This window comes from Streptomyces sp. NPDC092370, assembly GCF_044755265.1.
Classification (GTDB): domain Bacteria; phylum Actinomycetota; class Actinomycetes; order Streptomycetales; family Streptomycetaceae; genus Streptomyces.
This window is the reverse complement of record NZ_JBIVQO010000008.1, coordinates 337958-351534: the sequence shown is the minus strand read 5'-3', so window position 1 is coordinate 351534 and position 13577 is coordinate 337958. Positions and strand designations below refer to the sequence as shown.

Below are 13577 nucleotides of genomic sequence, written 5' to 3'. Positions count from 1 at the left end.
AGCATCGATCAACATCGAACAAACTTCGAACACAGAATCAAACCCGTGCCCGCAGTCCTCCGAAACACGGCCGAATGCCCGTTTCCTGCGTACGTGAAACCTGCCGAAGATTGTCGTGCCCGCGTACCGCCGGGTACAGTCGCCGCACTGCTCTGGCAGCCCCTGTTGTCGAGGCGAAAGAGAAGTTGGTGAACGACCGTCACCCGTCGGGGACCATGACCCCGGCTCCGGCTTCCGACGCCGCTTCGGCGCACTACGCGTCGCGCGGCACCGAGGAAGCCCAGTACGGCGACTTCACCACGTACGGCGACCACGCCGCCACCGGATTCGACACCTCCGGTACCCACGGCGCCGGTTTCGATGCCTCCGGACTCGCCACGACGAGCTTCGCCACGGACCCCCTCTTCGGCGACATGCCGGGCAGCGGCCATGACACGGGCACCTACGACACTGGTCAATGGCCCACCGGCACGCACCAGAACGCGCACTACGACGCGTACGCGGCCCAGCACCACGCCGTCTACGACACCGGCGTCTACGACACGACGTCCTGGACGGGCGAGCAGCCGATGTCGGCCATCCCGTCACCGGCCCCGTCTCCCGACGCCACCGGGCAGTGGGAAGCAGGCGCCTGGCTCCAGCCCGACCAGTCCGGCAACCCCGCCGACCACACCCAACAGTGGGACTGGGGCACGCAGACCTTCGACACGGGCGCCTACGACGCCACGCAGTGGAACTCCGACGGCACCGCCGCGCCTTCCCCCGAGGCGTACGAGCACTCTGCCGAAACCTTCGACCAGCACGAGACCGCGACGTTCGAGCAGGCCGCCTACGACGAGTCCGACGGGGCCGGCTACCAGGACCCCGCCGGGGACGGCGACGAACCGGCCGCCACCGGCGAACTGCCCGTCGTCGCCCCCCTCCTGGACGGCCAGGAGGACGTCGACCTCGCTCCGTCACCGCGGGCGGCCTCGCGCGCCGGGTCACGTTCCCGCCGCCGTACGCCCCCCAAACGCTCGGCGCTGATGACCATCGCGGTGCCCTCGGCGTGCGTGATGGGTGTCGCCGGGATCGCCGCCGCCTCCGTCGGCAGCTTCGCCGACGACAGCGCCGCCGAGGCGCGGACGACCGCGGCGGACGCACAGCCCGTCAAGCCTGCCGCTGCCAACAACAAGCTGGACACCCAGCTGCAGAGCCTCGCCGCCGGCGCCGACGACTTCGCCGACCGGGCCAGTCGTACGCAGGAGCGCATCGACCTCAAGGCCCAGCAGGCGGCCGAGAAGAAGCGGGCGGCGGAGGAAGCGGCCCGCAAGGAGCGGCTGCGTCCCAAGTTCGCCCTGCCGGTCGCGCGGCACGGACTCAGCGCCTACTACGGCCAGTCCGGCATCAACTGGATGTCCCTGCACACCGGCATCGACTTCCCCGTCTCGTACGGCACGACCGTGATGGCCGCCACCGACGGCACCGTGCGCACGCAGTGGAACAGCGCGTACGGCAACATGCTCATCCTCACCGCGAAGGACGGCACGGAGACGTGGTACTGCCACCTCTCCACCTACACGGTCCCCTCGGGTACGGCCGTGAAGGCCGGCGATCCGATCGCGCGCTCCGGCAACTCCGGCAACTCCACCGGCCCACACCTGCACTTCGAGGTGCGTCCGGGCGGCGGCTCGGCGATCGACCCGCTCCCGTGGCTGCGCAGCCACGGCATCGACCCGGCGTAGCGTCCCGGCAGCCCCCGCTCATCGGGTGAGCGGGAGCCTCACCGGCTCATCTCACCGGGCTACAGCTTCTCCACCGGCGCGTACCGCAGCAGCAGCCGCTTCGGCTTGGTGTCTCCGAAGTCGATCGTCGCCTCGGCGTTGCCGCCCGTGCCCTTGACCGCGACGACGGTCCCGAGCCCGAACTGGTCGTGCGTGACCCGGTCCCCGACCGCGAGCGACACCACCGGCTTCTCCGAGGTGCGCCGCGTGGCGAAACCGGAGGCGCCCGAGGCCGACGAGCGGGAGCGGGACGAGGACAGCGAGGCCGCCACCGCCGAGACCGGCCCGGAGGACGCCGGCCCGGTCGCACCCGTCCGCTTCCACTCCACGTACGTGGCGGGGATCTCCTCCAGGAACCGGGAGGGCGGGTTGTACGAGGGCTGGCCCCAGGCGCTGCGCAGCGTGGACCGTGTCAGATACAGCCGCTCGCGCGCACGGGTGATGCCGACGTAGGCCAGGCGTCGCTCCTCCTCCAGCTCCTTGGCCTGGCCGAGGGCGCGCATGTGCGGGAAGACGCCGTCCTCCATGCCGGTCAGGAAGACGACCGGGAACTCGAGGCCCTTGGCGGTGTGCAGGGTCATCAGGGTGATGACGCCGTCGCCGTCCTCCTCGTCGGGGATCTGGTCGGAGTCGGCGACCAGCGCGACCTGTTCGAGGAAGTCGGACAGGGTGCTCTGCTCCTCCTCGCCGCGCTCCTGCTCGAACTCCATGGCGACGGCGGCGAGTTCCTGGAGGTTCTCGATCCGGGTCTCGTCCTGCGGGTCGGTGGAGGCCTGGAGCTCGGCGAGGTATCCGGTGCGCTCCAGGACGGCCTCCAGCACCGTGGCCGGTCCGGCGCCGGACTCGACGATGGTGCGGAGGTCCTCCATCAGTGTGTTGAACCGCTTGACGGCGTTGGTGGAGCGTGCGGCCATGCCGAACGCCTCGTCGACGCGCTTGAGCGCCTGCGGGAAGCTGATCTTCTCCCGCTGGGACAGGGCGTCGATCATCGCCTCGGCGCGGTCGCCGATGCCCCGCTTGGGGACATTGAGGATCCGGCGCAGTGGCACCGAGTCCTCGGGGTTGGCCAGCACCCGCAGGTAGGCCAGGACGTCCCGGACCTCCTTGCGCTCGTAGAAGCGGACGCCGCCGACGACCTTGTAGGGCAGCCCGACGCGGATGAAGACCTCTTCGAAGACACGGGACTGGGCGTTGGTGCGGTAGAAGACGGCGACATCGCCGGCCTTGGCCTCTCCGGCGTCCGTGAGGCGGTCTATCTCGTCGGCGACGAACTGAGCCTCGTCGTGCTCGGTGTCGGCGACGTAACCGGTGATCGTGGCGCCCGCGCCCGCGTTGGTCCACAGGTTCTTGGGGCGGCGGGACTCGTTGCGTTCGATGACCGCGTTGGCGGCACTGAGGATGGTCTGCGTGGAGCGGTAGTTCTGCTCCAGGAGGATCGTCGTCGCGTCCGGGTAGTCCTCCTCGAACTGGAGGATGTTGCGGATCGTGGCGCCGCGGAAGGCGTAGATCGACTGGTCGGCGTCACCCACCACGCACAGCTCGGCCGGCGGCACGTCGTCCGGGCCGGGGGGTACGTCGACGGGGTGCTCGCAGGTGCCGACCAGCTCGCGGACCAGGGCGTACTGGGCGTGGTTGGTGTCCTGGTACTCGTCCACCAGCACGTGGCGGAAGCGTCGGCGGTAGTGCTCGGCGACGTCCGGGAAGGCGCGCAGCAGATTGACCGTCGTCATGATCAGGTCGTCGAAGTCGAGGGCGTTCGCCTCGCGCAGCCGCGACTGGTACATGGCGTAGGCCTGGGCGAGGGTCTTCTCGAAGCCGTCGGTGGCCTGGGCGGCGAAGTCCTCCTCGTCGATCAGCTCGTTCTTCAGGTTGCTGATCTTGGCGCTGAAGGACTTCGGCGGGAAGCGCTTGGGGTCGAGGTCCAGGTCGCGGCAGACCAGGGCCATCAGACGCTTGGAGTCGGCGGCGTCGTAGATCGAGAAGGACGAGGTGAAGCCGAGCTTCTTGCTCTCCCGCCTCAGGATGCGCACGCACGCGCTGTGGAACGTCATGACCCACATGGCGTTCGCGCGCGGGCCGACGAGCTGCTCGACGCGCTCCTTCATCTCGCCGGCGGCCTTGTTGGTGAAGGTGATCGCGAGGACCTGGCCCGGGTGCACGTCCCGCTCGGCGAGCAGGTGGGCGATGCGGTGCGTGAGCACGCGGGTCTTGCCGGAGCCGGCGCCGGCCACGATGAGCAGCGGGGAGCCGGAGTGGATGACGGCGGCGCGCTGGTTGTCGTTCAGCCCTTCCAGGAGGGTGGCGGTGTCCACCACCGGGCGGGGGGCGCCGTCCCGGTAGTAGCCTCCCCCGCTCTCGGCTCCGCTCGAGCGGGGGGACCCCCATCGGTCCGGGGGCAGGTCGAACTTCCCGCCGAACAGATCGTCCGGAATCGACTCCGGTACGTGATCGTCCTCGGGTGGCGGCGAGGGCTCGTCCGCGGGGCCCCGCTGGGCCTGGAGGTTCGCCAGGAAGTTGTCGTCAAAGAGGCTGCTCATCGCTCTCCGAGTCTAGGGCGCCCCACTGACAGCCCGCCGCCGCCCTGGAAACATCGCCGCGCGCACGGGCTCCCGTCGGCCATCCGGCGGCGCGTTATCGCCCTGCATGACGGCATGATCACAGGCTGCTACGCCTGATCCAATTGCGGATAACTCATGACCAAACTCCCTCGATCAGTCACTGTGCGCAACGCTCATGGGGGAGGTCACGAAAATGTATCGGGCATATCACCCATCAACCTTCACAGGGGCCACACGAATTGGCTACGGTGCGACCAGGCCGCATGACCCCCACCGGCGAACGTCGCCGGGCCGCGCGGCCTCCGCCGAGTCCGGTGTGCCGCAGCGGCAGCCGGAGCCGGGGACCCAACCGTGAACCTGGGGTGAATCGGCCCGACTCCCTGTGCGGAGAAGGCCGTAGGGCAACCCTTCCGAACCATCCGCCCGAACCCGACAGCTAACCCGGTAGGCGGAACGTGGAAGGAGTCGCCTCCCTTGGCGTCGCACCGCAAGTCGCGTCCTACGGGTACGCGCGTAGCAGGCATACGGACCCCCGCCCTCGCAACGGCGGCCCTCACCTCCGTGGCCCTGCTGTCCCAGTCGGCCAACGCCACTCCCGAGGCCGACGGCAAGCCCAGCCTGGAGGAAGTCGAGAAGAAGGTCGACGACCTGTACCGGCAGGCCGAGTCGGCGACCGACAAGTACAACGCGGCCAAGGAGAAGACCGCGAAGCAGCGCAAGCGCGTCGACACCCTCCTGGACGACGTGGCCCAGCGCACACAGAAGCTCAACGAGGCGCGTGATCAGCTCGGTTCCTACGCCTCCGCCCAGTACCGCACCGGTGTCGCCGCCCCGGACACGGCGACGTTCCTGCTCGCGGACACCCCGCAGGACTACTTCGACCAGGCCCAGCTGATGGACCGGATGACGGGCCGTCAGAAGGTCGCGGTCGACGACTACGTCACGCAGCAGTCCGAAACGATGAAGAAGCGTCAGGAGGCCACCGAGAGCCTGGAGACGCTCACCGAGTCGCAGGGCGATCTGAAGACGGCCAAGGCCACCGTCCAGCGCAAGCTCGCGGACGCGCGCGAGCTGATGTCGAGGCTGACCGCCGAGGAGAAGGCGCGGCTCGCGGCGATCGAGAGGGAGCAGCGGGAGGAGGCCGCGCGCAAGGCCGACGAGCTGGCCCGGCAGCAGGCCGCGCGGCAGCAGGCACAGGAAGAGGCCGCGCGGCAGCAGGAGGGCGGCTCGTCGTCGGGGCCGTCGGGCTCCGGTTCGTCCACCTCGACGGTCCCGGCCGACTCCTCGTACGCCACCAAGGCCGACAAGGCGCTCGCCTTCGCGCGCGCCCAGATCGGCAAGCCGTACGTGTGGGGCGCCGTCGGGCCCGGTTCCTACGACTGCTCCGGCCTCACCCAGGCCGCCTGGAAGGCCGCGGGCGTCGACCTGCCGCGCACCACCTACGACCAGGTCGACGCCGGCACCACGGTCCCGCTCTCCCAGGCCCAGCCCGGCGACCTTGTCTTCTTCTACGACGATGTCACCCACGTCGGGATCTACATCGGCAACGGCATGATGATCCACGCCCCGAAGCCCGGCACGTACGTGCGCGAGGAGTCGATCTTCTACGACGGTGAGTCGGCCGTCCACAGCGTGGTGCGGCCGGCCTGAGCGGTCTCGTCGCGATGTGAGGGGCACGTGCGCGTGCCCCTCTCCTCGCGCGTCCGACGCCCTCCAGTGCCGCGGCAGGCAACGTTTGCCCGTTGAGGCGCGGCGTCCGGTGCGTGCTCTGGGGGTGCCCCCTGTTCGAAGAGCTCGGGAAAGTGCCGGCCGGACGTCCTCGTACGGGATGCGCTTGGGTTTTCGGCCGGTGCGGCGAGTGGGGGTGCCCCCTGCTCGCAGAGCTCAAGGGAGCGTGCCGGGCGTCGCGACGGGGCGAACGTTGCCTGCCGCGGCACTAGCATCGGCACCATGTCCGGTCCCTCCCCGTTTGCCACCTGGTGGGCGACGTATGCGCTGGCGACCGGTGTCGTGTCGGTCGGTCTCGACTCGGCGGGCTACGAGGTCCTCTCCCGCATCACCCTCGCTCTGGCCTGTACGGCCTGGCTGGTGGCGGCCACGGGCCTCGCCCAGCGGGCCCACGGCGAGTGGCGGGCGGAGATGGCGGCGGCGCTCACCACCGTGGCGACGACCGCCGTGCTCGGCACCGGCTTCTCCGCGACCGGTCCGCAGCCGCTCGCCGAGGCGCTGCTGGCACTCGCCATGCTGCTCTGGGCGGCGCTGCTCGGCGTGCAGGCCACAGGGCGGCGCGGAACGGTCTTCCTGCGCTGCGTGGCCACCCAGGGCCTCGCCGTGCTCGGCGCCACGCTCGCCGCTGCGGATGCGGTGGCCTGGCTCGCCCACGCGGCCCTGGTCCTGTTCTGGCTGGGCCTCGCGCTCTACTGCCTCGCACTGTTCCGCTTCCAGCCCCGGCAGGTGGAGGAAGGGCGCGGCGATCACTGGCTCGCGGCCGGCGCCCTCGCCCTCTCCTCACTGGCCGGGGCGAAGCTCCTCAGCGCCGACAGCGCACACCTGTACCTGTGGAACGAGGAGAACACCGACTCCCTGCGCACGACGACCGTCACGCTGCTCGTGCTCGCCCTGATCGCGTGCGTCGCCCTGTTCCTCGCCGAGCTCTTCTGGCCCCGGCACCAGTACGACGTGCGGCGCTGGTCGACGGTGTTCGCCGCGGTCGTGACGGCGGCGGCCGCCCTGGCCGTCGCCGACGCCCTGGACGCCCCCTGGCTCGGCGTCGCCGGAGAGGCGCTGCTGTGGGTCGCGGTGGCCGCCTGGGTCGGGTGCACGGCCTGGGCGCTCGCCTCGGCCCGCGCTCGGCGCTCCCGGATCAGGTCCAGAGCACGGCGATGAAGATGTTCGCCGTCGTCAGCAGACCGACCAGGCCGAAGAGGCCCTTGTCCACCTTCTCGTCGTCCCGCTTCACGTAGACCAGGCCCAGGATCACGATCAGCAGGGCCAGCTTCACGCCGATCTTGACGTTGTTCACGGACTGGTCGTCGGCCTGGTTGAGGCCCACCAGGATCACACCGGTGACCAGCATCGTCAGCGCGCCGTGCAGCATCGCGGGGGTGTAGCGTGCGGTCCCCTCGCCCATCGCCTTCATCTGGGTCAGGAAGCCGCCCAGGAGCGAGGCGATGCCGATGATGTGGAGGCCGACGAAGAGGTGGATGAGTACGTCCATGGGGCCGGAGCCTAATCAGGGGCTCGGAGACCGCCCGACACCGGGCCACTGACGCATATATGCGCCCCATAGCACCCGATCAGGGTCACTCGCCCGCGATGCGACGCATCGGTCATCACGCTGAGTGAAGTAGACGGGCTCGGGGCGGGACCGCGGTCGCATACGGTCACCGTCGGTCCTCTCGAATCACTTCCGCACACCTGCCACCGGCCCGCCACGGCGGCGCTTAGCGTCCCCTCCAGGTGCCCGGCTCCCCACCGCCGCCCGGGCCAGGGGCGGCAGTCGGACACCACCGCCGAGAAGTCCGGCGGCGGTCCGCTCCCCCTGTGCGGGCCGTCGCCGGACGCGCAGGCCGCCCGTCCGCTCCCCCCGGCGGCCGCACGCACCGACCGGCGGTCGAGGAAAGGACGTGGCCTCCAGGTGGCAGCGCACCGCAAGCCCCGACAGCGCGCAATGGGTGGCAGCAAGGCCCGAACGGCCGCCACGATCGCCCTGGCGGGCGCGGCGACGGCGACGGGCTTCGACGGGACCGGACACGCCGACCCACAGCTCACCCCCGGCCAGGTCAAGGCCGAGGTGGACAAGCTGTACCAGCAGGCGGAGGTCGCCACCGAGAAGTACAACGGCGCGAAGGAGAAGGCCGAAGCGGCCGGGCAGCGGCTGAGGGACCTCCAGGACCGGGCGGCGCGCACGGAGGAACGGCTCAGCTCGTCACGTGAAGCCCTCGGGTCGGTCGCCGCCGCGCAGTACCGCGCAGGCGGTCTCGACCCCGCGATGCAGCTCGCCCTGTCCGACGACCCCGACCGGTACCTGCAGAACGCCGAGTTCGTCGAGCGGGCCGGCAACCGGCAGCACGCCGCCGTCGCGGGCGTGCGCAGACAGCTCCGGGAGATCGAGCAGCTGCGCGGGGCCGCCCACATCGAGCTGACCTCCCTGAGGTCGCGGCAGACGGAGCTGAAGCGGCACAAGAAGACGATCACCGGCAAGCTGGGCTCCGCCCGGCAGCTGCTGTCCCGGCTCGACCCGCAGGAACGTTCCCGGCTCGGCGTTTCGCCGGAGCGGTCCTCACGCTCGACGGGCGCGCGGGACAATGTGGCGGCCGCCGGCTCCACCTCGCCCCAGGCGCCCGGCTCCCGCGCGTCCGCCGCCGTCTCCTACGCCTACCAGAAGCTCGGCAGCCCCTATGTGTGGGGCGCCACCGGCCCGAACGCCTTCGACTGCTCGGGCCTGGTCCAGGCCGCGTACCGCGCCGCGGGCGTCTCCCTGCCCCGCACGACGTACTCCCAGATCGCCGCCGGCCGCCGCGTCTCCCGCTCCGAACTCCTCCCGGGCGACCTGGTCTTCTTCTACGCCGGCATCAGCCATGTGGGCATCTACGTGGGCAACGGGCGGATGATCCACGCGCCGAACCCCTCGGCGCCGGTACGCGTCGCCCCGCTCGACGAGATGCCGTTCGCGGGGGCGACGCGGGTGGTGTGAGGACCGGCGTCACACCAGCCGGCGGGCCGTCGCCCAGCGCGTCAGCTCATGCCGGTTCGACAGCTGGAGCTTGCGCAGCACCGCCGAGACGTGGGACTCGACCGTCTTCACGGAGATGAACAGCTGCTTGGCGATCTCCTTGTAGGCGTATCCCCGGGCGATGAGCCGCAGCACCTCGCGCTCGCGCTGGGTGAGGCGGTCCAGGTCCTCGTCGACCGGTGGGGCGTCCGTGGAGGCGAAGGCGTCCAGGACGAACCCGGCCAGGCGCGGGGAGAAGACGGCGTCGCCCTCCTGGACGCGGAAGATCGACTCGACGAGGTCGGTGCCGGTGATCGTCTTGGTGACGTATCCGCGGGCCCCGCCGCGGATCACGCCGATCACGTCCTCCGCGGCGTCCGACACGGACAGCGCGAGGAAGCGGACCGGCTGCTCGGTGTCGCCCATCAACGGGGCGCAGCGCCGCAGCACTTCGACGCCGCCCCCACCGGGCAGGTGCACGTCGAGGAGGACCACCTCGGGCCGGGTCGCGGTGATGACCGTGACGGCCTGGTCGACGTCCGCGGCCTCTCCTACGACCTCGACACCGGTCTGCTCGGTCTGCCCGATCTCGGCCTGGACCCCCGTGCGGAACATGCGGTGGTCGTCCACCAGGACCACGCGCACGTGACGCCCGGGCCCGCCGCCCGGGGCCGCGGGCCCGGCCGCCTCCGCCGATCCCGCCGTACCGTTCGTCTCGGTCGGGTCGCTCATGACGTCTTCTCCGCCCTCTCCATCTCCAGCTCGACCTCCGTGCCGCCGTCCGGCACCGCGCGCAACCGCGCCGTACCTCCGTGGCGCTCCATGCGGCCGATGATCGATTCTCTGACACCCATCCGGTCGGCGGGTATCGAGTCGAGGTCGAAGCCGGGACCGCGATCCCGGACGGACACGAACACCGTCCTCGCCTCCACCTCGGCGAAGACCTGTACGGCTCCGCCCTCGCCACCGTACTTGGCGGCGTTCACCATTGCTTCGCGCGCGGCCTGCATCTGTGCGGCGATCCTCTCGTCGAGCGGGCAGTCGCCCACGACCACGACCTCGAGGGGCACTCCGTGCTTGTCCTCCACCTCGGCCGCGTTGCGCCGCACGGCGTCGGCGAGGGTGGTCGGTTCGTCGGCCTCGTCCTTGCCGGTGCCCTCGGGCTTGTAGAGCCAGGTGCGCAGGTCACGCTCCTGGGCACGCGCCAGACGGCGCACCTCGTTCGCGTTCTCCGCGTTGCGCTGGATCAGGGTGAGCGTGTGCAGCACCGAGTCGTGCACATGGGCGGCGACCTCCGCGCGCTCCTGGGCACGGATGCGCATCAGGCGCTCCTCGGAGAGGTCCTGCGTCATGCGGACGAGATACGGGCCCGCGAGGAGCGTTATCCCGACGAGGACCGCGAGGGCCGCCTGCAGGACGGAGCCGAGGTGGGCAGCGGAGCCCTGGAGGACGAAGATGCCGGAGACGCCGGCCGTCACCAGCAGCACGCCGCCCACCGAGCGCAGCAGCGTCACCGTGCGCCGACGGCGGCCGACCTCGGCCCAGCGGGCCCGGCGGGCGTTGTCCGCCTGCCGCCAGACCAGGGCGACGCCCGCGCCGACGAGCACCATCGGCCACAGATACGCCCTGGCTCCGCCGCTGAGGTTCACATTGCCCACGAAGACCATGGCCACCACGACCATGAGGAGCAGGGCCACGATCTGGCCCTTGTCGGGTCTGCGCGCGACCACTCTGCGGCGGCCGTCGGGCGAGGTCTCCGCGGCCAGGGGCGACGGCGGCTTCTGCGCCTCGACACCGCCGACCCCGAGCGGCACGAAGAACCAGAACGCGGCGTACAGCAGAGCGCCGAGGCCGTCGGCCATGAACAGGCCGACGAAGACCAGCCGGACCCAGATCACGGGCAGCCCGAGGTGCCCGGCGAGCCCTCGCGCGACGCCCCCGAGCCAGCGTCCGTCACCGCTGCGGTAGAGCTTGCGCGGCGGCCGCGGTTCGGCGAGTGGCGCTGCTGCGGCTTCCGACATGCCATTGATGGTCACATGGGCGAGAGGCCGGAGCATCAGGGTCGACCCCTAGGGCTCCCCTGATCTCCCCCAGGCCTCCCCTGGAACGGTTCCCGAGCCGCCTCTCAGGGCCGATATCAGGGTCCGGCCAGGGTCGTTCCGGCTCCCGCCCGGGCGTCGCGCCCGTCACCATGGACCCATGACCGATCACGAGCACGCCGCGACGGGTCCGGGACCCGGCTCCGGCCCGCGTCCCGCTGCGGGCGCCGGGCCGCAGGATGCCGCGCCCGCCGCGGGCTCCGCGCCCGGGAGCGCGGACGCGGGAGAGCAGGGAGGAGCACCCGGCGGACCGGCCGAGGAAGCCGTCCCGGCCGGTCCGCCGCATGCCTTCCGCCGCGACCGCCGGCACAAGACCCTGGCCGGTGTCTGCGCCGGGCTCGGACGGCAGTGCGACATGGACCCGGTGATCTTCCGCATCACCCTCGCCGTGCTCTCCGCCACCGGCGGCATCGGCCTGATCTTCTACGGCTTCGCCTGGCTCTTCGTCCCGTACGACGGCGAGGAGAACGAGGTCCGCAAACTGCTCACCGGCCGCGTCGACGGCCAGGCCCTGGCGGCCGTGCTGTTCGCGCTGGTGGGGTGCGGGGTGTTCCTGACCATGCTGAACAACGGCGGTGTGCTGACCTTCGCCGTCGTCCTCTCCCTCCTCCTCGCGGGCGCCGGCTACTGGTCGCGCCAGCGCGGCGCCCCCAGCCCCGACCAGCTGGCCGCCCAGGCCGTCGCCGACGCCCCACCGGAGCCCCAGGCGCCGCCGGTGCTCCTCACCGCCCCCTCCTGGTGGCGTGACCCGATCGTCAAGGACGGCACCCACATCGGCGGCACGGGGTATCTGTGGGGGCCCCGGGACACCCACGACCTGGACGTAGCGGCGGCCGCCGACATCAGCCTCGGCACCCGGCCGGGCGCGCGCGAGGACCTACCCGCCCCGCGCCCCCGGCCGCCCCGTGCGCACGGACCCCGCTGGATCGGCGGCTGGGTCTTCCTGCTGGCCCTGCTCGCGGGGGCCCTGGGCACCAGCCGCACCTGGGACGGGCACCCGCTCGGCACCAGCCTCCAGACGGGGCTGGCCTGCGCGCTCGCCGTCCTTGGCCTGGGCATAGCCGTCAGCGCCTTCCTGGGCCGGACCGGTGCCGGATCGATCTTCCTGGCGATCGTCACGGCCGGACTGCTCGCCGGCGCGGCGGCCGTGCCCAAGGACATCGACACCCACTGGTCGCGCACCACCTGGCAGCCCGCCACGGCGGCGGACGTACGGCAGCGCTACGAACTGGGCACGGGCGTCGGCACGCTGGATCTGAGCAGGCTGGACGTGACCGGCAAGCAGACGGTGACGACGCGGGCGGAGGTCGGCGTGGGCCGGATCAGGGTGCTCGTGCCCAAGGACGTGACCGTGCGGCTGAGCGTCGAGGTGGGCATCGGCGACCTCCAGCTGCCGGGCGACGATCCGAAGGACGTGGACGTGCAGCCGGGCCGCCACAAGGAGATCACCCTCTCCCCCGCCGAGGGCTCGAAGAAGTCCGGCACCATCGACCTGGATCTCCAGGTCGGTATGGGACAGGCGGAGGTGACCCGTGCTACGTCATGAATTCCGGCCCGGAAAGCTGGTCGCCGGCGCCGTCCTGGTCTTGGTGGGCGTCCTCTACGCGGGCGACGCGGGCGACGCCTGGCAGATCCCGTGGTTCGTGGCGATCCCCCTGGTGGCGGGCGGGCTGTGCCTGGCGGGCGCGGTGGCGCTCCTGACCGGCCGCGTACGGCGCCGCCGGGCAAGCCGTTCGGGCGCCGACCCGGCGTGACGGTGAGCGGGCCTGTTACCGGTATCCGCTTACCGGTATCCGCCGCTGCGCTGCCGTCGTCGCGTCCGCAGCGCGGCGTCGACGGACAGCAGGGGTGCGCCCGCCAGGATCAAAGGGGTCCAGGCCATGAGGTAGGCGAGGTCGTTGCCGTAGTAGTACGGGTCGGAGGCCCAGCTCACGGTCAGCCACAGGCTGAGGGAGATCAGCGCGCCGCCGAGCGCGGCCGGCCGGGCGAGCAGTCCGAGCAGGGTGCCGAGACCGACGGCCAGTTCTCCGAACGCGATGGCGTAGCCGAAACCGACCGGGCTCTTGAGGGAGAGGTCGACCAGGGCGGGAAGGGCGGAGGAGTCCCGTACGGCACGCATCATGTCGCCGATCGACCCGGTGCCGGAGTCCTTCATGAACGCGCTGTCGGTGAGTTTGTCCAGACCGGCGTAGAGGAAGGTGACGCCGAGGAAGATGCGCAGGGGCAGCAGGGCGTAGCGGGTGGCGTTGTCCCGCCAGCTTCCTCCCTCGCCGAAGTGCGGGGTGCGCGTGTCCGTTCGCATACCGTGAGTCATCGTTGGTGGCCGCCTCTCGCCCGCCGGTGCCGAGCCCCTTCGACAGACCATACGTACGACGGACGAAGCGCGCTCATCCCCGGGCGGACGGCTTCTTCCCGTCGCGCCGGCGGTGGGGGCGCCCGGGGG

11 protein-coding genes and 1 riboswitch are annotated in these 13577 nt (G+C 71.3%); of the genes, 6 read left to right on the top strand and 5 right to left on the bottom strand.

Features of this window, described 5'->3' with window-relative positions:
• Positions 1-188 precede the first annotated feature (188 nt).
• Positions 189-1724 (top strand): M23 family metallopeptidase, encoded by a 1536-nt coding sequence (locus ACIQHQ_RS25205; RefSeq protein WP_402615293.1) that lies wholly within the window; start codon positions 189-191, stop codon positions 1722-1724.
• A gap of 59 nt (positions 1725-1783) precedes the next feature.
• Here the strand turns inward: ACIQHQ_RS25205 and pcrA are convergent, their stop codons facing one another.
• Positions 1784-4300, bottom strand: a complete 2517-nt coding sequence (gene pcrA / locus ACIQHQ_RS25200) for a DNA helicase PcrA (RefSeq protein ID WP_402615290.1) — start codon at positions 4298-4300, stop codon at positions 1784-1786.
• A 314-nt stretch (positions 4301-4614) separates the two neighbouring features.
• Positions 4615-4788: riboswitch (cyclic di-AMP (ydaO/yuaA leader) on the top strand.
• Between the two features lie 7 nt (positions 4789-4795).
• On the opposite strand from pcrA, the gene ACIQHQ_RS25195 reads away from it, so the two are divergent.
• Both ACIQHQ_RS25195 and ACIQHQ_RS25190 read left to right on the top strand, forming a co-directional pair.
• Positions 4796-5971, top strand: a complete 1176-nt coding sequence (locus ACIQHQ_RS25195; protein ID WP_402615288.1) for an NlpC/P60 family protein — start codon at positions 4796-4798, stop codon at positions 5969-5971.
• A 300-nt stretch (positions 5972-6271) separates the two neighbouring features.
• Positions 6272-7207 (top strand): hypothetical protein, encoded by a 936-nt coding sequence (locus tag ACIQHQ_RS25190; RefSeq protein ID WP_402615286.1) that lies wholly within the window; start codon positions 6272-6274, stop codon positions 7205-7207.
• On the opposite strand, the gene ACIQHQ_RS25185 is transcribed toward ACIQHQ_RS25190, so the two are convergent.
• On the bottom strand, positions 7185-7538 hold the full coding sequence (locus tag ACIQHQ_RS25185) for a hypothetical protein (RefSeq protein ID WP_390987832.1): 354 nt from the start codon (positions 7536-7538) through the stop codon (positions 7185-7187). The two genes, ACIQHQ_RS25190 and ACIQHQ_RS25185, sit on opposite strands and share 23 nt — an antisense overlap.
• Before the next feature lie 420 nt (positions 7539-7958).
• On the opposite strand from ACIQHQ_RS25185, the gene ACIQHQ_RS25180 reads away from it, so the two are divergent.
• Entirely contained in the window at positions 7959-9017 is a 1059-nt protein-coding gene (locus ACIQHQ_RS25180) for an NlpC/P60 family protein (RefSeq protein ID WP_402615283.1), read from the top strand.
• Between the two features lie 9 nt (positions 9018-9026).
• Here ACIQHQ_RS25180 and ACIQHQ_RS25175 read toward each other — a convergent pair whose 3' ends face one another.
• A complete protein-coding gene (locus tag ACIQHQ_RS25175; RefSeq protein WP_402615281.1) occupies positions 9027-9767 on the bottom strand; it encodes a LuxR C-terminal-related transcriptional regulator in 741 nt (246 codons plus the stop codon).
• Positions 9764-11056, bottom strand: coding sequence for a PspC domain-containing protein (locus tag ACIQHQ_RS25170; protein WP_402615278.1), 1293 nt, complete (start codon positions 11054-11056; stop codon positions 9764-9766). The genes ACIQHQ_RS25175 and ACIQHQ_RS25170 overlap by 4 nt, the downstream gene beginning before the upstream one ends.
• Positions 11057-11234: 178 nt before the next feature.
• Between ACIQHQ_RS25170 and ACIQHQ_RS25165 the strand changes: the two genes are divergently transcribed.
• Together ACIQHQ_RS25165 and ACIQHQ_RS25160 are read left to right on the top strand one after the other, a co-directional pair.
• Positions 11235-12680 (top strand): PspC domain-containing protein, encoded by a 1446-nt coding sequence (locus ACIQHQ_RS25165; protein WP_402615275.1) that lies wholly within the window; start codon positions 11235-11237, stop codon positions 12678-12680.
• Positions 12667-12888: a hypothetical protein gene (locus tag ACIQHQ_RS25160; RefSeq protein ID WP_402615272.1), complete on the top strand. Its 222-nt coding sequence runs from the start codon at positions 12667-12669 to the stop codon at positions 12886-12888. Before ACIQHQ_RS25165 ends, ACIQHQ_RS25160 begins: the two co-directional genes overlap by 14 nt.
• Before the next feature lie 29 nt (positions 12889-12917).
• Here the strand turns inward: ACIQHQ_RS25160 and ACIQHQ_RS25155 are convergent, their stop codons facing one another.
• Positions 12918-13448 (bottom strand): DoxX family protein, encoded by a 531-nt coding sequence (locus ACIQHQ_RS25155; protein WP_402615269.1) that lies wholly within the window; start codon positions 13446-13448, stop codon positions 12918-12920.
• Positions 13449-13577 lie beyond the last annotated feature (129 nt).